This is a genomic window from Caballeronia sp. LZ032 (assembly GCF_031451315.1).
Lineage (GTDB): Bacteria > Pseudomonadota > Gammaproteobacteria > Burkholderiales > Burkholderiaceae > Caballeronia.
On record NZ_JARUXP010000012.1, the window covers coordinates 16,466 to 36,273 of the forward strand.

The 19,808-nt window shown below is 60.6% G+C and carries 17 protein-coding genes and 6 pseudogenes; 15 read left to right on the top strand and 8 right to left on the bottom strand.

Annotated features, from left to right (window positions below; translation table 11 throughout):
• Positions 1-10 precede the first annotated feature (10 nt).
• Positions 11-142 (top strand): annotated as a pseudogene (locus QCE69_RS38565) (phosphate transport system regulator PhoU); the annotation flags it as partial.
• A 435-nt stretch (positions 143-577) separates the two neighbouring features.
• Here the strand turns inward: QCE69_RS38565 and QCE69_RS38570 are convergent.
• The 3 genes from QCE69_RS38570 to QCE69_RS38580 form a co-directional block, all read right to left on the bottom strand.
• Entirely contained in the window at positions 578-1,552 is a 975-nt protein-coding gene (locus QCE69_RS38570) for a ferritin-like domain-containing protein (protein ID WP_309936050.1), read from the bottom strand.
• A 548-nt stretch (positions 1,553-2,100) separates the two neighbouring features.
• Positions 2,101-2,520 (bottom strand): response regulator, encoded by a 420-nt coding sequence (locus QCE69_RS38575; RefSeq protein ID WP_309936051.1) that lies wholly within the window; start codon positions 2,518-2,520, stop codon positions 2,101-2,103.
• 425 nt (positions 2,521-2,945) lie between these two features.
• A complete protein-coding gene (locus QCE69_RS38580; protein WP_309911284.1) occupies positions 2,946-3,263 on the bottom strand; it encodes a hypothetical protein in 318 nt (105 codons plus the stop codon).
• 56 nt (positions 3,264-3,319) lie between these two features.
• On the opposite strand from QCE69_RS38580, the pseudogene QCE69_RS38585 reads away from it, so the two are divergent.
• Both QCE69_RS38585 and QCE69_RS38590 read left to right on the top strand, forming a co-directional pair.
• Positions 3,320-4,446 (top strand): annotated as a pseudogene (locus QCE69_RS38585) (SulP family inorganic anion transporter); the annotation flags it as partial.
• Positions 4,447-4,546: 100 nt separating this feature from the next.
• Positions 4,547-4,789: a hypothetical protein gene (locus tag QCE69_RS38590; RefSeq protein WP_309911286.1), complete on the top strand. Its 243-nt coding sequence runs from the start codon at positions 4,547-4,549 to the stop codon at positions 4,787-4,789.
• Between the two features lie 146 nt (positions 4,790-4,935).
• Here QCE69_RS38590 and QCE69_RS38595 read toward each other — a convergent pair whose 3' ends face one another.
• Complete coding sequence (locus QCE69_RS38595) at positions 4,936-5,145, bottom strand: hypothetical protein (RefSeq protein WP_309936052.1); 210 nt, start codon at positions 5,143-5,145, stop codon at positions 4,936-4,938.
• Positions 5,146-5,798: 653 nt separating this feature from the next.
• Positions 5,799-5,894 carry a DUF6496 domain-containing protein gene (locus tag QCE69_RS38605; protein WP_309911288.1) on the bottom strand — a complete coding sequence of 32 codons (96 nt, stop codon included), beginning with the start codon at positions 5,892-5,894 and terminating at the stop codon, positions 5,799-5,801.
• Positions 5,895-6,190: 296 nt separating this feature from the next.
• On the opposite strand from QCE69_RS38605, the gene QCE69_RS38610 reads away from it, so the two are divergent.
• Genes QCE69_RS38610 through QCE69_RS38630 form a run of 5 tightly spaced genes read left to right on the top strand, consistent with a single transcriptional unit; the run spans position 6,191 to position 10,254 of the window.
• Complete coding sequence (locus tag QCE69_RS38610) at positions 6,191-6,829, top strand: PfkB family carbohydrate kinase (protein WP_309911289.1); 639 nt, start codon at positions 6,191-6,193, stop codon at positions 6,827-6,829.
• Positions 6,744-7,214, top strand: coding sequence for a PfkB family carbohydrate kinase (locus QCE69_RS38615; RefSeq protein ID WP_309911333.1), 471 nt, complete (start codon positions 6,744-6,746; stop codon positions 7,212-7,214). Before QCE69_RS38610 ends, QCE69_RS38615 begins: the two co-directional genes overlap by 86 nt.
• Entirely contained in the window at positions 7,207-9,081 is a 1,875-nt protein-coding gene (locus tag QCE69_RS38620) for a glycoside hydrolase family 65 protein (RefSeq protein ID WP_309936053.1), read from the top strand. Before QCE69_RS38615 ends, QCE69_RS38620 begins: the two co-directional genes overlap by 8 nt.
• On the top strand, positions 9,078-9,632 hold the full coding sequence (locus QCE69_RS38625; protein WP_309911293.1) for a hypothetical protein: 555 nt from the start codon (positions 9,078-9,080) through the stop codon (positions 9,630-9,632). The genes QCE69_RS38620 and QCE69_RS38625 overlap by 4 nt, the downstream gene beginning before the upstream one ends.
• A gap of 46 nt (positions 9,633-9,678) precedes the next feature.
• Positions 9,679-10,254: a diguanylate cyclase gene (locus tag QCE69_RS38630; protein WP_309911294.1), complete on the top strand. Its 576-nt coding sequence runs from the start codon at positions 9,679-9,681 to the stop codon at positions 10,252-10,254.
• A 157-nt stretch (positions 10,255-10,411) separates the two neighbouring features.
• Here the strand turns inward: QCE69_RS38630 and QCE69_RS38635 are convergent, their stop codons facing one another.
• On the bottom strand, positions 10,412-11,854 hold the full coding sequence (locus tag QCE69_RS38635; RefSeq protein WP_309936054.1) for an ISKra4 family transposase: 1,443 nt from the start codon (positions 11,852-11,854) through the stop codon (positions 10,412-10,414).
• On the opposite strand from QCE69_RS38635, the gene QCE69_RS38640 reads away from it, so the two are divergent.
• Entirely contained in the window at positions 11,853-13,469 is a 1,617-nt protein-coding gene (locus QCE69_RS38640) for a tyrosine-type recombinase/integrase (RefSeq protein WP_309936055.1), read from the top strand. The two genes, QCE69_RS38635 and QCE69_RS38640, sit on opposite strands and share 2 nt — an antisense overlap.
• Before the next feature lie 169 nt (positions 13,470-13,638).
• Positions 13,639-13,773, top strand: coding sequence for a hypothetical protein (locus QCE69_RS38645; protein ID WP_309936056.1), 135 nt, complete (start codon positions 13,639-13,641; stop codon positions 13,771-13,773).
• A gap of 28 nt (positions 13,774-13,801) precedes the next feature.
• Here the strand turns inward: QCE69_RS38645 and QCE69_RS38650 are convergent, their stop codons facing one another.
• Positions 13,802-14,185 (bottom strand): response regulator, encoded by a 384-nt coding sequence (locus tag QCE69_RS38650; protein ID WP_309911302.1) that lies wholly within the window; start codon positions 14,183-14,185, stop codon positions 13,802-13,804.
• Between the two features lie 434 nt (positions 14,186-14,619).
• Between QCE69_RS38650 and QCE69_RS38655 the strand changes: the two are divergent.
• Positions 14,620-14,793, top strand: a pseudogene (locus tag QCE69_RS38655) (CsbD family protein); the annotation flags it as partial.
• Positions 14,794-15,151: 358 nt separating this feature from the next.
• Here the strand turns inward: QCE69_RS38655 and QCE69_RS38660 are convergent.
• A complete protein-coding gene (locus tag QCE69_RS38660; protein ID WP_309911303.1) occupies positions 15,152-15,427 on the bottom strand; it encodes a hypothetical protein in 276 nt (91 codons plus the stop codon).
• Between the two features lie 207 nt (positions 15,428-15,634).
• On the opposite strand from QCE69_RS38660, the pseudogene QCE69_RS39690 reads away from it, so the two are divergent.
• The 4 genes and pseudogenes from QCE69_RS39690 to QCE69_RS38675 all read left to right on the top strand — a co-directional run.
• Positions 15,635-15,898 (top strand): annotated as a pseudogene (locus QCE69_RS39690) (response regulator); the annotation flags it as partial.
• A gap of 113 nt (positions 15,899-16,011) precedes the next feature.
• Positions 16,012-16,503, top strand: a pseudogene (locus QCE69_RS38665) (chemotaxis protein CheB); the annotation flags it as partial.
• Positions 16,504-16,519: 16 nt separating this feature from the next.
• A pseudogene (locus QCE69_RS38670) lies at positions 16,520-16,663 on the top strand (CheR family methyltransferase); the annotation flags it as partial.
• A 117-nt stretch (positions 16,664-16,780) separates the two neighbouring features.
• The gene (locus QCE69_RS38675; RefSeq protein WP_309936058.1) at positions 16,781-19,405 is read left to right on the top strand and encodes a PAS domain-containing protein; all 2,625 of its coding nucleotides are present in this window, start codon (positions 16,781-16,783) and stop codon (positions 19,403-19,405) included.
• The last annotated feature ends 403 nt before the right edge of the window (positions 19,406-19,808 follow it).

A 19,808-nucleotide genomic window follows, 5' to 3' on the forward strand; every position in this document is an offset into this window, starting at 1 on the left:
CATTCAGGATATGTTTGTCGCCAAAGCGATCGAGCGCGTTGTGGACCACGCCACCAATATCGCCGAGTTTGTTATCGATGTGGTAGGCGGTGCAAATATCCGGCATGCGGCCAGTGCCCGCCAAAGTCAGTACTTCATTTAAAAGCGCGGCTCATTATGGTAGCTTCCTTCGCGTTACTCAGACTTCGGCGGCCTCGACGCTCAGGCCGCCAACGCATCAATCGGCTCGCGTAGTGGTCGGCCACGGCTGCTTTGGGCTTGTTTCAAAAAAATCTCCGCGATTCCCTTGGTCGGGATGCTCGCCTCAACCTTCCGATCAAGAACGCACACAGGCCGATGAAAATACGACGATTAGGATACCAGATCATACCGGCTTAGCGATTGAATGAAAGAGCGATTGTGTGATGCAAATCCATTGCAACACCTGCGAGCAAAATAAAAACAACCATCGCGAGACGCATCCTTGAGCCGTAGCTTCCCTGCCGAGATTTGATTCATCGCGGTTCCCCGTCCTGAATAAACGCGGGAACACCACCTCGTGTCCCCGCTCGTGCTCACGTTTCGCGTGGGAGCGTTCTTACGCGAACGCGCTACTCATATGAAGCGTGCCATTCACACCGGCTGGGAAGAATCCTCCCTTGGCGACCGCGCCTTTGTTGAGATACACAATGTTGAGGACGTCGTCGTAGCTTCGGCTGAAAGCAATGCCGTTGTTGTCAAGCGGAACGATGTTGGAGATCTGGTTGTTTGCACCTGCAATCCCCTGATCGACATCCGTGGAAGCGTCCAATGAATCACGCGCATCGGAGATGGCTTGAGCTGAGCTGATGAGGCTCGGCGTCTGCATCCCCTTCGAGTAGAGTACGGTCCGGATGAGCCCTGCGTGATAAGCCTCGGCCGCCAAAATGCCGGCTGCGGCCTCGAGATAAGTCTTGTTGGTGATGAGTGGCGAAGCGCCCTTGTAGGCGGTTACGCCCACGTCTTCGAAGATGAAGGCCCCGAGCAGAAAGGTGGTGTCGTTGAGATAGGGGTTAAACGGTGTGCCCGCAGGCACCAACCCTGCGGCTTGCGCAGCAAGGGAGAACGCGCCGTTTGGATCCGTTCCACCCACGTCGAGCGCGGGCATCGCAACTGTCGAACCGCCAAGTGCCGATCTGAGAAACGCAACATGTTCTAACTCATCCTTCGCGATTTCTCTCGCATAAGCGGCCACCACGGGATCCGAAAACGTCACCTGCTGTCCAGGCGTCACCGCGCCAGGAGTGCCGATGCCTGTCATCAGATTCGCCGGCAAGCCGGCACCCGTTGTGGCATACGCATAAAATGTCGCTTCGAGATACTCCAGATTCAACGCGAAATTGAGAATCTCAGGATCAGACGGCCCGCTCGCTGCGTTCGCGTTGTCACCCGAGCCGCCTCCGCACGCGCCGAGGATCGTTCCGCCGACCAGTCCGAGGCTTAAACCGCCCGCGCTTCGGAAGAACTGTCGGCGCTTCTCTCGCCGATGTGTGCGTCGTTCCAATACCTCTTTCACCGCCGTCTCGTCCCGCATGCCCATCTCCTAATATTCATGAGGTGTACGGCAGCTTCGCTGGATCGCACTCCGGCAAAATGCCGTTCTGTTAAATCGTATCCGCCGTGGTGAGCAGACCGTACGCACTATCTGGCAACCACAATGGCGATACGCCGCCGGCTCTAGTGAGAGATGCAAGCGGTAACATAAACTTTCACTTCGCGAGCCAATAAGTCATCCATTACCGTGTTCAGCAACCACGGCCGGAAAGAAAGGGTGAGGGGTGCGCAAACGTCGGGCTTTGAAAAACAAGTGGGAATGTTCCGGTTGACTTGGACAAACGACGTTTGCGCGATGCAGAGAAGAAACGGTCGGCTTTATCAGATGGGGAAACGCGGTATAAGCAAATGATTCACTATAGTTGTGCCTGGTACTGAAGGGAGACCGCGAGATCGATTAGAATCGGAGATTATTGAATACTGACTTAAACTATTTGAGTCTCTAAGAAGGCGACCGTCATAGTCGAAGTACGGACAAGAAATAACGGCGGTCTGATGGATTGTCGGCTCGCACAGTTCCGCTCAAACTCAGCTCGGCAAAAACCCGTTTCCCGGAATCAGAGTTGGGAGTTCGGTTGGCGATGTCGGATCTTTGGTTTCATCGCGTGTAAGCTGCTCTAAGAGACGCGTGAGCGGATCTAGAACCAACCCTTTCTGACAATATGCATCAAACTCTGCAGGCGTTGCGCGCGCTCGAACATGCGCTTCGTCGTGCGCTGTCAGCGCGACGATGATCACGGACGATACCTGCAAATCTGCTCGAAGCAGCTTTGCAACGTCGAAGCCATCCAGACCAGGCATCGAAATGTCGAGCAACACTATGTCAGGGCGCCAAATTTTGGCAAGGGCAATGGCTGACCTGCCGTCGTATGCCGCCTGCACAGACATGCTTACCAGTTCAAGGTAAGTGGCAAGCGCGTCTGCTCCGCTTTGATTATCGTCAACCACTAAAATGCGTGGAGCGCGGCCGCGAATAGGCGTTGTGCGGTGGGTCCAGCGCGTGGGCGTGACGGCGAGCCTTACCATTTCTCAGAAATTGTGCAGATTGATACGGTCAGCATACAGCAGGAGCGTATGCAGCGGACTCGTTTCTTAAGTTCTTGGAAGCTCTTGGCAGCAACACGGGCGTTTCGGCAAATAAGGGTTGCCGAAATGCGACAGCAGGAGAAAGTGCCCTAAAGAGAACCGATCTGTTGTGTGCACATGCGATGTGGAGTGGCGCGCGCATTGCGCGATTTTCCGAGCGCACGGAGAGAGGTTCGACGAAGTGTCGATCGATCGAGTTGTCGGGAATAGCGATATTCGACGAGCATCACTCGAATATGGATGTTGCGTCACAAACAGAAGCCATCAGCACGCTGGTGTAAAAGCGATCAAAGGGGATGGGAGCCATGCTCCTTCAATTCGGGCTCGAAGAATATCCATCGAACCGACGGAAAATGAACGCGCATGTCGTTTTCGATCCGGTCGATAGTGCGGACGAGGTCATCGGCGTTCCGATGCGGCACAAGTTCGGCCTGTACGGCAACGAGCAAGTCTTCTGACCACTTTAGGACGATCAGACTAACGACCGCTTTCAAATCCGGGCGTTGCCTGAGCCACGACTCAATCTCCCCGCGAGTCTGCCGATGGGCAGACTCCCCAATGAGAAGCGACTTGATCTCACGCAGGGAAAAGAGTGCAGTGCCCATTAGAACGACGCCAACGCAGATACTCCCTAAAGAATCATAGAGCGGATTGCCCGTGAGTGTTCAAACGCTTCTGGCCGAGGATTCCCGGCCTGCTGATCGCGGCGGGCGCGGCGACGGCGCTCGTCAGGTTCATGGACCTGGGCGCGCGTGCTGGCGTCGCGACTGTCGGCAACGTGCCGCGCGGACTGCCATCGTTCGAATTGCCGCTGATTCCGCCCGATCAGTGGTGGCAACTCGCGGGTCCCGCGGCGGCGATCGCGCTGGTGTCGCTCACGGACGTCAGCGTGCTGTCGCGGACCTACGAACTGCGCAATGAGGACAAGGTCGACCGCAATCAGGAATGCGTCGCGCTCGGTTTGTCGAACATCGCGGCGGGCCTCATGCAAGGCTTCGCGGTGAGCGCGAGCGGCTCGCGCACGCCGGTCGCGGAAGCGGCAGGCGCGAAGACGCTGGTCACGGGCGTCATCGCGGCGGGCGTGGTCGCGTTGTTGCTCGTGTTCGCGCCGCACGCGCTTTCGCATACGCCGCAGTCGGCGCTTGCGGCGGTCGTGATTGCCGCGTGTCTGGGCATGCTGGAGATTCGCGGCGTCGTGCGGCTCTACCGGCTGCGCAAGAGCGAATTCGTTCAGGCGCTCGTGTGCTTCGTGGGCGTGGTGGTGCTCGGCGTGGTCGATGGCATCGCACTGGCGCTCGCGCTGACGGTGCTTTCGTTCCTGTGGCGCGCATGGCGGCCTTACGACGCGGTGCTCGGGCGCATCGACGGGCGCAAGGGCTATCACGATGTTTCGCGGCACCCGGAAGCGCGACAGGTGCCCGGCCTCGTGCTGTGCCGCTGGGATGCGCCGCTGTTCTTCGCCAATGCGGAGATCTTCCGCGAGCATGTGCTGCGCGCGGCCGATGCGCCCGGTGAATCCGCGCGCTGGATGGTCATTGCGGCGGAGCCGTCACGGATATCGATCTCACGGCTCTCGAAGTGCTGGAGCGATTGCACGAGGAACTCGCGGGGCGGGACATCGCGCTGTGCTTCGCCGAGCTGAAAGGGCCGGTGAAGGACAACCTGCGGCGCTATGGCGTGCTGCCGGTGATCGGCGAAGAGCATCTCTTTACGACCGTCGGCGAAGCGGTCAGCGGCTATTTGGCGGCGCACGATGACATCGAGTGGCGGGACTGGGAGGATGAATAGCGGGTAGACATGTAAAGAAGGAGGTCAGAAGCAGATAGATACGAGATCTGGTATTTTCAGTGAATGCTTATTTCTTGACCGTGCGCTGGGAGGTTGCAAATTGAAGGTGCCCAACATCGAGCTCTTGAATGACGACGTAGACAACCTCCATCCAAATGATGAGAACATCGTCGCTCAGGGAAAAATTTTTGTCGACGGAGCTGAAAGAGGATGCTGGAAGGTCCGCATCAAGAGTCAGTGGAGCGCCAACCTCTTCCAGATTGATGCGTCAATCACCGCCGACAGTCGGGACAAATTGAAGCAAGCGATTGCCGAGAAATTTTCAAGCAATCACCGTTTTTGATTGCAGTCCCGCCGAGAAAGCGCACAGGCGCCATGTCATCGTGATATACGCAATAAGCATGGTTAGCCCGGAGCGACGACGACTGAGCGGATCAAGTCATACATGCTTTCGCGTCGATGGTTCGATGAGGTTGAGGATACATGTATTCATTCAAACATCGAGGATATCTGTTTTCTGGCTCTTTTAAAAATGCAGTGGGTAACGGGCTCATGAGGCATGGGGTTGGAGGCGGACAAGTCGAGCTTGCCAGCAACGACAAAGAGGACCGTGCGCATCGTCGTGAAGCGCGTGTTTCTGCGGGCCGTCACGCAGATGGCCGTAGTCTTGACCGACAGACGGATGCCAACCTCGAGCATGCACATTCGTTGCTGAATGTTATTGCCGATGCACTCGATCCAACGGGAGAATCATCGTGACCCAGTACCAGAAGGAAACGGCTGCGCTCGACCGCTGCGCAGCAGCATGTGCGAGCTGCGCGTCCGCGTGCATCGCGGAAGGGCGCTTTCCCGACATGGAAAAATGCGTGCGGCTAGACCTCGATTGCGCCGCGCTTTGTCGGTTCACTTCGGAAGCGATTGCGCGCGATACACAGTTCATGCGGGACTTTTGCGATCTGTGCGCACGAATTTGTGATGCGTGTGCAGACGAATGTGGGCGGCATCCAGCCCAACACTGCCGCATATGTAGCGATGCCTGCCGCGTCTGCGCGGAAGCATGCAGGGCTACGTGACGCCCGGGAATCCCCGCATATCCTTAGCCGGTTTTCTCCGGGCCGGTGGCGGGCACGCCTTGGAAGACGGATCGCCGCAGACGATGAACTGCACGGCGCTCACAGGCGTTAGCGAAGAGAAGGCTGCTAAAGGAGGGGCCGTGGACGGCGGTTCCGCTCATCCCGTTCCACCCGCTGCGTCCCGTTGAGGCGCCGGCGGATTCACAGCGCGGGGACCGTCGCGGCGGTCGCAAACGCCCGGCGTGCTCCGAACCGGAGTACGGCGCAGTAGTTCCGGCGCTATTTCTCGTGCTTCTTCGGTATTTTCGCGCCGGACTTTCGCGCCTGATTGAGCGAGATGGCCACCGCCTGTTTCTGTGATTTGCCATCCTTCATCTCGGTCTTCACATCTTCGATACGGCTTCACGGGACTTGCCTTTGCTGAGCGGCATGTGAGTTCTCCTGGTGTAATCAAGTGGTGCGGAAATTGCGATTGGAAGCTGTGACGGCATTTGCGGCGGCTTCGGTCAGACCGGCGGAGCGGTTACGTAGTCGTTCGGTTGTTGCAGTGTTTCCGGTTCGGCCGGCATGTTCGGGCCGTCGGTGCCGTCTTTTCGCATCGGCGTACTTATCGTGGAGAGGGAGCTAGGCGTGATCTGCTCCTCACGGTTGACAAGGAAAGTCTCCCACATTTGAGCAAGCGCGAGGCCAGCTTTTCCACACGCAAGCCTCGGGTGTCCCTCTTCGCTGGAGTGAACATGGGTCCGACGATTATCAGCATCGGAAGCATCAACGCCGACTTTCAGATGAGAGTTGGCGATAGCGGCGATGAAGAGACGAGCCGAGCACAGCGGTTTTCCCGCCTGTCGGGCGGCAAGGCTGCAAACCGCGCATTCCTGGCTCGAAAACTCGGGCACGACGCGCGGCTCATCGGTCTGGTCGGCGACGATGATCTTGCCGAACAGGCGCTCGTGCCGCTACGCCGGCACGGCGTAGATGTGGACGCGGTGATGCACGCGCACGAATGCGCGACCGCCGTATCGATCATCATGGTGCCGGAAACCGGGAAAAAGCGAATCGTGCTCGCGCCAAATGCCAACGAGGGCTGGCAGCCCGGACACATTCACGCAGCGGTCCTTGCGATCGAAGCGGCGTCGCCGGACAGTGTGCTGGCGATGGATTGCGAAATTCCGGCGCCGCGTCGCCGCGCTGCTCAAAGCGGCGACGCGGCGCCGCTTGCGCATCGTGCTCGATCTCGCACCGCCGCAGCACGCTGGCGACGCGGCGGTGCGGCGTTGCTGGCCGCAGGTGCACGCATGCTCGCCGAATGAGGAAGAGGCGTCCGCGCTCACGGGCATCGACATCGGCGGGAAGGACGACGCGTTGAGCGCCGCGCGCAAACTGCACGAGAGCGGCTTTGAACTTGCGTGCGTGAAACTGGGAGACGGCGGCTGCGTTGCGTTTTCTAATGAAGGGCCGCGATCCGTGAGCGTCGGACCCATTAACCCCGTGGACACGACCGGCGCCGGCGATGCATTTAGTGGTGCGCTCGCCGTCGCACTCGCGGAAAGTCGTCCGCGCGACGACGCGCTGCGCTTCGCAACGGCTGCCGCCAATCTCGCGGTGATGCGCTCGGGCTCACAGGAATCGTATGCGTCGCGCGACGAAACCGACCGCTGGGCGGCAGCTCTGGGAATCGAGGCACCGAATGCCTGAAACGGACGCGAAATACGCTTACGGACGCGACGATCATCTCGAGTTCGACGCTTTCCGCCCGGAAGACGAATTGCGTCGCGAGTCGATATTCGGCTTGGGTAATGGCGTGTTGTTCGTGCGCGGGAGCGCACCTGAGGCGCGGCTCTCGGACCCTTGGCGGGTCAGCGGCGATGGCGTCGCATCGCTTCACTATCCGGGTCTTTATCGCGCCGGACTTTATGACCTGGCCGCAGTAAAGGCGGGCGGCCACTTCGTGCGCATGACGAGCGCGCCGCGGCTGCCGAATGCGACCGTGCTGGCGGTCAGACGCCCGGAGGGGCCTTGGCTCGGGTGCAGCCGTGCAGAGCTTCTCGAATACCGCCATGCCGTCGATTCACGCTCGGGTCTTGCATCGCGCAGGCTGGTGCTGCGCGACCCGTACGGAACCACGCAGATCGAGGAAACGCGCTTCGTTAGCCACGCCAATCCGTGGCTGATCGGGTTGCGCTGGACGGTCACCGCGTGCGATTGGGACGGTGCGCTCGAAATCGGCACGGGCATCGATGCGGGCGTGCGCAACGGCATCGTGGAAAGCCAGCGCCCCCTCGAACCCCGCCACCTCGTGGACCTGTCGCATATCGACGCGCGCGACGGCATTTCATGTACGGTCTTTCGTCTCGCGGCCACCGCGAGCACTGTGGCGATAGCCGCACGCATCGACCTGAACGGGCAACGAACGACCGCGGCGGACTGGACTGCGTGGAATGAACCCGACGCCCGCTTCATGCTGAGGCGTCTGCGGGTTGCGAAGGGCGTGCCGCTCGGGATCGACCGTATCGTGGCCGTCAGAACCTCGCGTGATGCGACGGCCGCCGAACCGGTCGAGGCAGCTTGCGAGGAAGTCCGCCGGGCCGACCGCGCGCAGCGCCTGCAGGAGGCGCATTGCCGGGCTTGGACACCGAGCTGGGACGCGTCGCGCATAAGTAGCGACGACGCATCGCTGACGTCGGCGCTCAACCTGCGAGCATTTCAGGTCAGACAGACCGTTTCCGCGCATTCGGCGCGCGAGGATGTGGGCGTGCCGGCGCGCGGCTGGCAGGAAGGCTACCAGGCTCACGTGTTCTGGGACGATCTTTTCGTGTTGCCCGAAGCCGCACGCAGCGCATCGGCGCTGGCAAAGGGTCCGCTAATGTACCGCTACCGGCGGCTCGACGCCGCCCGGTACGCCGCGCAGTCGAGCGGGTTGCGCGGCGCATTGTATCCGTGGCGCAGCGCGACGACGGGTGAAGAGGAAACGCCGGCGTTCCGCTACAACCCGCTCAATGGTCACTGGATGCGCGATAACACGCACCTGGAGCGCCATGTCGGCGCAGCAATCGCATGGAGTGTCGTGCGTTATGTGTTCATGTCCGGCGACGACACGTTCCTGCGTTCCTGTGGCGCGGAGATGATAGTGGAGATCGCGCGCATGTGGTCGAGCCTCGTCGAGTGGAACGCCGCGACCGGGCGCTACGACATAGGCCGCGTCATGGGACCGGACGAATATCACGATGCGTATCCCGGCAGTGCGCAGGCAGGTGTCGTCAACAACGCCTACACGAACGTGATGGCCATGTGGACGCTATGGAGCGCGCGCGACATCCTCGCCGATCTGCCGCCGGACGACCGCGCTGCGCTGACGGCAAAGCTCGATCTGGCGAACGACGAGCCCGAGCGCTGGTGTGCGATAGCGAGTCGCCTGAGCGTACCGTTTCTCGCCGACGGATCGATCGCGCAATTCGAAGGATTCGACCGACTGCGCCAAGTGAGCGACCCCCGCGCGTTCGCGCACGACGGCAACCGGACCGACTGGGCGCTCGAAAAGAAAGGCGATACGACCAATGCATGACACTGATCAAGCAGCCGGATGTGCTGATCCTGTTTTATCTGCTGCGCGAGCAGGGCTTGCGCACGTTGCTGGATCGGGCTGGTTATCGCTTTGGCCGCGCAGCCGCGCAGCGATCGCTCAAGCAGTGTCTTGTCCACATGACGCACGAATCGAGTCTGTCGCGCGTGGTTTGCGCGGGTGCGCTCGCCGAAGCCGATCCGTGGAAGTCAGTCGCATTCTTTTATCAGGCCCTCGAAACGGATCAGACGCCGGCGTCGGGCAGCGCGCAAGAGGGTCTGCATCTGGGCTCGCATGCCGGGCTTTTGGACGTCGTTCTGCACCATTACGCCGGTATGCGATACGAGAAAAAGCTTATCGTAGTCGAGCCTGCGTGGCCGCCTGGCCTCCCCAGCATGCGCATGGGCTTTGAATTTCATGGGCAGCGCTACGTGGTGTGCGGCAGCGCCACGGCGGTCGCACTGCACGCGTCGTGCGGCAACGACGCCGCAGTGAACGTGCGCCTGGCCGGTCGGCTCGTCTTGCTGGCACCCGGCGACAGCGTGAATACATGAGGTAACAGCTCGCAGCATCCCCTATCCTTCTGCTTCGGATCAGATCATGTACAACGACCCGTCCGCCGTCTTGTTGATGTACGTCGTGGTGCCGATCTGGCTTGCGGCGGGCTTCGCTGACTGGCTGTGCCATCGTGCATCTCACATTGCCGTGCACGGCGGATTTCGGGAGTCGCTGATTCATCTGCTGATGTTCGCGGAGGTGGGCGTACCGCTTCTTGCGGCAATCTTCCTCGAGGTGAATGCGGGAACGACGCTGCTGATGATCGTCGCGTTTTTCGTACACGAAGCTACTGCGTTATGGGATGTCAGTTACGCGGTCCGGCATCGTCGCGTGTCGCCGCTCGAGCAGCACGTGCACAGTTTTCTGGAGATGGTGCCGCTGATGGCGATCCTGCTCGTGGTGAGCCGTCACTGGCCCCAGGCGGCGGCGCTCGCCGGTGTCGGCAACGAACCGGCGCGCTTCGCGCTCGTATGGAAGCGGTCGCCGCTACCGAGACCGTATGTGGCAGTGCTGCTGACGGCGATCGTTTTCGCCGAGGCGCTGCCTTACCTGGAGGAAACGTTGCGTGGCTGGCGCGCCCGGCGTACCGTCCGGGCGTTTGACAGTGGAGAACCCTGACCGCCTCGGGCGACGGGTAAAAGCGCAGCCGTTGTTTGAAACCATTGCCAGGTGTGCCGTATTCGCTGGCCGAAAAAGAGATAGTCGACCTACTTGCTCGCTCGCGCCGACTTGGGCCTTCGCCGGCGCTCTGCGACGCCGTTGTTGAGGGAAGCCGTTAAAAACCCTGGGATGTTCTCTGCCAGGGCCACGTAACGCGTCGCTGTCCAATCCACGGAAACTGTCGCCGTGCGAGTTCGTGGAATTCTTGGTTCAACAGCGCGACGCGCAGCTGTACGACACTGTGTGCTCCCACGCGACTCCAGCGCATATGCTGGCTCTTGCACATTCGACAGCCAACCATTCGGTTGATCGACGACTCGACGAAGCCGGTAGAGATTCGCCATCCTACACGTTGCCACGTGCGATAGTCGATCAGCGACTCAGGGTTGCTCTCGAGATACGTGACCACATTGGAGAGGCTGTAACTTGCTTTCTTGATCTGGCTGCTCGCTGCCGGATCTTGCTTCTCACGCAGGTCAAGCAAGTGAGCGAGCTTAGCTGCGAACTGCTGCCAAGCCACTGAGTCTCCGGTCCAGACGTAACGGCGGAAGCGCACGAACATATCCCACAGTTCGAACGCTGATCCACTGTCCATGAGTCGCCCATATGCCAGAGGCGCGATAGCTTGATCGACGCGTCGCAACATCCGCCCGATATGCGCCCAGTCGAGAATCCATTCACTATCGTAGGGAAGGTCGCGCGCGACGCCGACCAAGTCCCGCGCGCCATCGGTCAGGACGACGACTTCACTAGGGTCCCCGTATCCGCTGACCTCCAGGAATCGTGTCATTTCTTGATTCAGCCGCTTGGTGCGCGGCATGGCGGAAGCCCACACTCGCGGTTGCTCACCAACTTGGCCTACAGCAGCAACGACGACTGCGATCGACGATGACTGGTTTCCGGCTTCTGCGCGATTGTACTTGCCCGAACCCTTGTAGTTGCAACGTGCGCGACGGACATAACCGACGTCAATGCCGAGTTCCGCATTCGGCTTTGTCTCCTCGCACCACTGGCGCACAGGCCGTGCGTGCTGAATCGATTTGCCGACGGTCACAGTGTGATTGCGGATGGTTACATGATTGTCGCGGCCCGAGCTGGGTAGCAGAAGGTCCATAACGCGCCTGGCTTGCCGATAGGGCATCGTGGCGCCAAGCTCTGCGTGCAGCCATCTCAGTTCACCGGTGCTTGCCTCCGTCAGGTAGTTCTTGAGCGGAGAAACATATCTCGAGCCGTCAGCGCCACAATTGCAGGCCTTCCATCGTTCGCGGCAATAGAAAACCTTTCCCAGTGCGGTCTTCAGCTCCGAGCAATGACTATCGTGCAGGCGCCGTTGTACGCCACAGTCCACACAGGATCTACGCGACGTGCAAAAACGTTCGATCTGTTCGACAACGAACTCCTGCTGCACACAATTGAGCAATGACTTGCCTTCGGCGAGTGACAGTCCGACGTCTCCGGGTGTCTGGTCTTCGACGGGCCTGTGAAACCCCATGACCTCAACCCGCTTCACCACACTCCCATCGCCGTTGTCGAACTCAAGAACGATCGTGCATCGCATGGCGGCTCCTCGTCGAGTTGCTAGGGGAAACGATACCCTTCCATGCGCCCAACTCCCAGCCTTTTTAACGGCTTCCCTCAACAGCAATGCGCGCGGCGGCAACTGGTGGCGCGCAGTGCCGCGCATCGGCGCGTTGCGCGCGCGGACGATCGTCGCGTGGCTGCGGCGGCATGAAGCGACGCTTGGCGTCAAAGTCGCCGCCGACGTCCACACCGCGTCCTTGGTGCCAACGGGCGTCGCGGGAGCGGAGGGCGGCGACAGCGTCATTGTGATCGGTGGCGATCCGGCTGAGCCGCGGCTCGCGCCCTTCGAGCACCTCGCTGTGACAGCCGAGTTGTCGGGCGGGAATGTGGACAACCGCGGTCTGAATCGGGCGACGAGTTTTGCGTTCATTCGCGCCGAGCACGATCTCGCCGCGGTGCACGCCTACCTGCACCGCTATCGCGATCGGCCGACGACCTTGCGGGCCTATACGCGCGAGCTCGAACGGCTGATTCTATGGAGTGTGGTCGTTCGGCAAAGAGCGCTGTCGTCGCTCACGGTCGAGGACTGCGAGGCCTACAAAGACTTCTTGAAGGCGCCGTTGGCGTCGTTCACTGGACCGAAGCGCCCGCGCACGAGTGGTCGCTGGCGGCCGTTCTCTCCTGACGGCCTGTCCGCCGACAGTCAGGCGTATGCGGTGCGCGTGCTGCGGGCCGCCTTTGCGTGGCTGGTCGAGGTGCGTTACCTGGCGGGCAACCCGTGGAGCGCGGTGCACGAACCAGCGACCGTCACGCGTGAGTCGGCGGTGCAGGTTCAGCGGGCACTGCCGGCGAAACTGTGGGCGCAGGTGCGTGCCGCACTCGACGAGCGCTGCAAAGCGTCCGGTTCTGGCGCCCTGGGCACCGACGAGGACGCTCGCCAGTGGCGCGCGGCACGCGCGGCGATTTTGCTGATGGGCGATTCGGGACTACGCCGCGCCGAGGCCGCCCTCGCCCGGCGCGAAGAGTTGCGCCCCGCGGAGCTGCGCGACGACGCCAAACTGGCCCGTGACGGATCGCCCGGCTCGTCACAAAACACCTCACCTGGCGCCGCCCGCCCGACGCCTGCGCGTACGACACCTGCAATTCGGACCGTCTGGACCCTGACCGTCATAGGCAAGCGCCGCAAGCAACGCACGGTGCCGGTGAGCGCGGCCACCATCGCTGCGCTGCGGGCTCACTGGGACGATCGCGGCCAAGATTTCGACGCCGCACGAGCGCAGGGACCGCTGATCGCGCCGCAGTGGATTCCGGCAACCCGCGCCGCGCTCAAGCGACATGACACCGCTCCGGAAGTGCCTTATACCGCCGATGCATTGGGTCGGCTCGCGCGCATGCCGATGCAACGCTTGAGCGCTCAGACCGCCGCGCTGGCCGAATTCACGGCCGAAGAGTTGCTGCAACTCGCCAACACGTCGGCGCACGCTTTTCGGCACACGTTTGGAACGCGCGCGGTCGCGCGCGAGATGCCGACCGATGTGGTGCAGGCGATTCTCGGTCATGCCTCGTTGCAGACCACCTCGATCTACGTCCGGGCGGAGCGGCGGCGCATGCTGGAGGCTGCGGCGCGTTACTACGCAGAGGATGAGGGATAGCGCCAGCATTGCCGCCGAGAACACGCCGGGAGTGAGTCGCTTTTTGGCGAGCGGATGGACAGGCTACGACTTGCTGCGTCCCTGTGCTGAGAGTGCTTGCGCCTGCTTGCCTTGTTCCGCGCATAATCACGGCATGACGGGCGTGAGCTCATTGCGTGAAGGTGCCGAAATGATAGCAATGACCGTGGTCTTATTGCTCCTCGGCGCAGCGCCCGTCGTTTATCTCAACGGGCAAAACGGCGAGGACAGTCGCCTGCGGAAAAAACGGGAGCGCGAACTGAGCGACACCCGCAAAGATGCGTGAAGGACAGGCGAGCGTCAACGAACCGGCCTTAGAGCGCTTTAGCTTGCCCCGGCATCATCGACGGAGCGACGTGCTCGATGAGCGCGAGGAGCGCGAGGAGTGAATACCCTTTCCGGCAGAAGGCGTCGATCTGCGCTTCTTTACCCCGCGTGATGACCGCCGCCTCGTCCAGCGACGTGTACGCGATGATTGGTATGGTCGCGAAGCGGCCTGAGCCGCGCATCGCCAACGCCACAGCAAAACCGTCGTTGTGCGGCATCTCGATGTCGAGGATCACGACGTGCGGCGTCCACGCCGGCTCCATTCGGAAGGCGACACCTCCGCCATCCACGACAATTGCGCGAAAGCCTTCAGTGACAAGCACAGCGGCCAAGGCCTCGGCGCCTGTGCTGTCATCGTCGACAATGAGCACGGCAACTGGGGGCGTAACGCGTTCGAATGAACGAGGGCTCCACATCCCGGGAGGCGGAGTGATGATGGGCGACATGGGTGTGAAAGCGGAGCTCATGCCTTCCTTTCAGCAACCCCTATGCCTTACATTTCTCCGCCCGGCGCAGTGAGATCCGCACAAAGTTGCTGGGTCGCCCCTGCTGGCATCGCAGCGCGCTGCGTCCTCGGTCGGAAACGCTTCGCGGGATTGGCCGAGTAAGAACGGTACGCCATCCCTCGCGCCGGGCAATATTACCGCTCAGATCCAGCCCCCGGATTGGTGTTCGAGCCTGATCACCGGTAGTGCCGTCATTTTCTGACCTCCCGGATCCAATAGAGACGACCGTCATTTGGCCGGCACCATCCTTGCCGGTACCCAGATGCCCGCAACCCGGGGGCGAATTTGGGAGAAAGGCAATGAATGAAGATCAGATGAAAGGAGTCGGGGAAAAGGTCAAAGGCAAGATCAATGAGGGGGTCGGGAAGATGACCGATGATCCGGTTCAGGAAGCCAAGGGCGACGCGCAACAGGCCAAAGGAGAAGTGCGCAAGGAACTGGGCGATACGAAGGAGGATGTGAAGGACGCCGCCAGCGACGCGGCGGATCGCGCCGGTGACGGAGCGGCACCTGCTCCTGAAGTGACAGCGTACCCACTCTCTGAGGGGCGGGCATGACTTGCTGCACTGGGCCAGCCGCCCCGGAGGGCTTGTCGGTCGACAGTCAGGCGTGCGCGGTGGGGGTATTGCGGGCCGCCTTTGCGCGGCTGGTCGAGGTGCGCTATCTGGCGGGCACTATCTGGCGGGCAACCCGTGGAGCACAGTCCATGAACCGGCCACCATCACGCGCGAACTGGCCGTTCCGGTTCAGCGAGCGTTGCCGGCGCTTTGATGCGCAGTGCAACCGCTTCGCGTCGGTCGATTTGAAAGAGATCGAACCGGGAAGACCAGCTCAACTCAATCGGGCGACGAGGAGGGACACCAGTAGCGCACTGCGCGCGCGGCGATCTTGCTGATGGGCGATTCCGGACTGCGCCGCGCGAAGCGTGCCTGGCAAGGCGTGAAGATCTTCGACCAGCGAAAAACCTCGACGAGCGTCAACCATCGGACGGCGGTCATCGACGCCCAGTAGCTCGGCGGGCAACTTTCCGAAGCGCCCGTTGATCGACGAGCAACCCATCGGCGGCGACACAAGAACCGTCACCTGATCCTTCGTGCGGACCGCCACGGGCGACACGCGCCGTGTGGACGTTGACCATCATTGGCGTGCGTCGCAAGCAACGCACGGTGCCGATGCGTCGCGCGACCGTCAATGCGTTGCGCGCGCACTGGCAGGAGCAGGGGCTCGACTTTGGTCGATGGTGATGCGATCGGCGCCGAGGCGCTCGCCCTCACTCGCTTATGCCGGTCATGAGACTCATTCGCCTCGAACGGCAACGACGCGATGGAGCGCGTCGCGATATGGGCGCCTCAGCTCGCCGTCCTAGACATCAATATGCCTTCACCGGACGGCTTCGAGCTTGCTGCGCTCCTGCGAGCGCACGACAATGTATCTGCGGCGCTTTTAATTGCGCACACTTCGATGGAGGAAAGCGCCGTTCGCCCGCGCGGACTAACCGCAGGCTTCGACGCCTTCTGTCAAAAGGGCGGTGGTGTCCGCCCGCTGCAAGATATCATTGCGTGGACCGCTTCGCGCTGAGGGAGTCTTCCTTCAACTTCGGCTCTCTCGAAGGACCGTCATCACGTCCTTAACGCGATTTAATCAGCGACCTGGTACCGGCAGTTGAAGGATTGGCGACGAACGGAGAGCGCATGCTTATCAGTGTTGATGCAAAGCGTCCTGAGAAGTCCACCGGACCTGACTTTCCGGTGGTCGGAATTGGCGCGTCCGCCGGTGGGGTCCAGGCGCTTTTACGCTTGTTTGAAACGGCACCCGCATCCACCGGCGCGGCTTTCGTCGTGGTATTGCATCTTTCGCCGAACCATACGAGTCACGCGCAGGAAGTGATTCAAAGTGTTACCCGGCTAAAAGTCCGCCAAGTCAGCAGTCCGGTGCCGCTCGAGAAGGACACAATTTTCGTGATTCCACCGGGCAAACTGATATCAATGGTGGACGGTTATCTGCGCCTGAGCGAAGCGCAACCGCCGCGTTTGCCGCCAACCTCCATTGACGTGTTTTTTCGAAGCCTCGCTGACGCACATGGCTCGCGCTCATTTGCAGTCGTTCTTTCCGGCACGGGTGCGGACGGCTCAGTGGGCATCTCACGCGTGCGCGAACGAGGCGGTGTCACGATCGCCCAGCGTCCGGATGAGGCGGAGTATGGCGATATGCCGCGCAGCGCAATCGAGACCGGAGACGTTGACCTGTCGAAATGTACTGATCTATCTGGATCGTCGTGCACAGACGCGCGTGCTTCAGACCTTTCACTTCTCGCTGGCACCCCGGGAAGGATTTCTTTTCCTGGGAGCGGCAGAGTCAGCGGATTTCGCCAACGAACTTTTTTCTCCCGTTCAAAAGCAGCAGAGAATCTACCGCGCGCGACCGAACGCGATTGCCCACAGCCTGGCTTCGCAAGGGAATATGATCCTGCCTGTCGGTATCGGTGGTGAGACGTTCTTCAACACACTGCCCGAAAGACCTTCGGACGCGAAACTGCCTAGTCAGGCGCGCTCGCATGATCTATTCGGACCGCCTATCATCGTCGTCCGCGCGGATGGCGCCATCGTGCACCGCTCCGCTAACGCCAATAGGCTTACCGAGGACGCTCGCCACACGCGGGTGTCCAACCTCTTGGACATCGTACGCAGCGACGCACACGCAGGGGTGCGGCGCGCGTTACAGCGCTGCCTGACAACAGCGCGCCGTGAAGATGAGGCCTCCGTGCCCTTCATGACCGCGTCGGGCGAAATTGCGGTTGATTTATCTTTTAGACCCTACCGCGATCGTGCGCATCAAACGGATTTGGTGTCGGTAACCTGCGATCTGCTCACAGCACTTTCTGACGACCCCTTCGTGGAGGGGGTGCCGTCAACCCCGGAGCAGGCGCAGCAGGAACAAACGGTGGATTCGCTTAGGCAAGCACTGGAGGGCAGCGAGGACCTGTTGCGCGATTCCATGCAGCATCAGCAGTCGTCCAATGAAGCGCTCCGGGCATCCAACGAAGAGCTCCAGGCAATGAACGAGGAACTGCGCTCGGCCACTGAAGAGTTGGAAGCCAGTCGCGAGGAACTGCAGTCGCTCAACGAAGAGTTAATGACAGTCAATTCCGAACTGCTGTCCAAGGTTCAGGAATCCGCGCGTGTCAGCGATGATCTGAAGAACCTGATTTCGTCGGTGGGTGTTGCTACCGTATTCGTCGACCGAACGCTCAATATCAAGCGGTACACCGCCCCGGCCGAGACGCTTTTTAACATCCGGCCGGGTGATGAGGGACGACCCCTTCAGCACTTGACGCATAATCTTGACTATCCTGAGATGTTCAGCGACTTGCGCGACGCGTTCGAGTCATTGCGGCGCTCAGAGAAGGAGGTGCGAACCGGGGACGGACGCACTTTCCTGGCTCGCGTGCTGCCGTACCGCACGGACGACGACCGCATTGATGGCGCGGTGCTTGCGCTGATTGACATCTCGGAACAAAAAACCGCACAGGATCAAGCAGAGGCGAGCGAAGAGAAGCTGCGCCTTGCAGCCCGCGAGACGCACGACTTTGCGATCATCGTGCTGGACGATGATGGCACGATCGTCAGCTGGAACGTGGGCGCTACGCATATCTTCGGGTTCACTGCCGACGAAGCGTTGAGCAAGCCACTCGATCTCATCTTTATCCCGGAAGACATTGCTGACGGCGTGCTGGCTCATGAGTGCAAGCAAGCGGCGGCACAGGGGCGCGCGGAAGACGAGCGCTGGCATAGGACAAAAGATGGCCGTCTCATTTTCTGCAGCGGATTTCTGAGTCGTATCGAGGTGCCTGGTTTTTCAGGATTCGCCAAGATTGTCCACGATGCAACCACTCGGCGGCTCGCCGAAAGCAAAAAGGAACAAGTGCTTGAGCGCGAGCGTGCGGACAACAGCCAAATCCGAAAGCTGAGCCGCTTGAAGGACGAGTTCATCGCGGTGCTCTCGCATGAACTGAAAAATCCTCTCAACCTCATCCACGTGAAAGCCGAGATCCTTGCTCGCCTGCCGGAGGCCAGGACGAGCGGACGGATCCAGCAAGTCGCCGACGCCATCCAGAAGTCTGTGCTCACTCAAGCGCAGATCATCGATGATCTGCTCGACTTCTCGCGGATTCAGACCGGCAAGTTGTCGTTGCGGCTGGCTCCGACTGATATCGCAAGCATCGTTCGCTCGATCAGCAGCGCGATGCAGGACGACTTCCAGAAGAGCGAAATTCGGTTGGAACTGGACGTTCCGTCGACCCCCTTGATCATTCGCGGCGATGCGGTGCGCGTGGAGCAGATTATCTGGAATCTGCTGAGCAACGCGCTTAAATTTACGCCGAATGGCGGGCAGATCATGGTGCGGCTCCAGCAAGAAGCCGAGACAGTGAAAGTGGAGGTGGCTGACACGGGATGCGGCATCGCGCCCGAGGCACTGGCATCAGTTTTTGAGATGTTCGAGCAGACGCCGAACATACCGTTTCGTGCGCGACCCGGTGGGCTTGGCATTGGACTGTCCCTGGTGCGCCAGCTCGCTCAACTGCATGGCGGAATGGCAGAAGCGTTTTCCGATGGCGCAGGCCGTGGCGCACGCTTCCTAGTCACCTTTCCTGCCGATGCATCGTTTGCTAATCGAGAAGCGGGTGACAAGCCCGCCGGCCTGGCTGTCTTCGCCGGCGCACGTGTGCTGCTCGTTGAAGACTCAGAAGAGTCGCTGCAGGCGATGGCCGAACTCTTCTCGCTATATGACGCACACGTATCGACTGCGAGGAATGCAGCGGACGCCCTCACCATCGCCGAAAAGAACCCATTCGACATGGTCATTACCGATGTCAATCTGCCCGACATGGACGGTTACCATCTCGTCGCACAGTTGAGAAAACTGAACAGCTTTTCTAACATTCCCATCGTCGCCGTGACGGGACGGCCGGTGAATCATGAAGAAGCGCGTGCCCGCGAAGCAGGCTGCGACGCCTGCTTGCCCAAGCCGTTCAGTCTGCAGGCGCTCGCTGACGTGGTGCGGCATTACCGGCCGCATACTTCATGAGGCCTTGCATCATGCACTGTGCAACGAGTCATTTTTTCGTTTTCCGGGTTCGGCCGAGGCCGTGTCGAAACGCTAGTTCCCATGGTTTGTGCGTCTCGCTTTACCCTTGCCGAGGCGTCACGAAACCGCTGCGTGCGATCTATAAGGGGTGATTGTCCAGCGCGCTGATCTCGACGCGCCTTTCAAGATAACCTGGGTCGTCAAGCGTCAGTCGCGCCGTACGTCGAACACAGTCGCGCTGGGAGCAAATTTATCCACGGATTCCGTTGAAAAGCTTGTGAGTAACTCTCACGGTGACTTGCTAAGAGGTGGTTTCAAAAAGACGTTGAAGGGGCTGTTAACTCCATGGGCATCCTGTTAACCTTGAGCATCGTAGCGATGAGATCGAGGGCATGGATAAGCC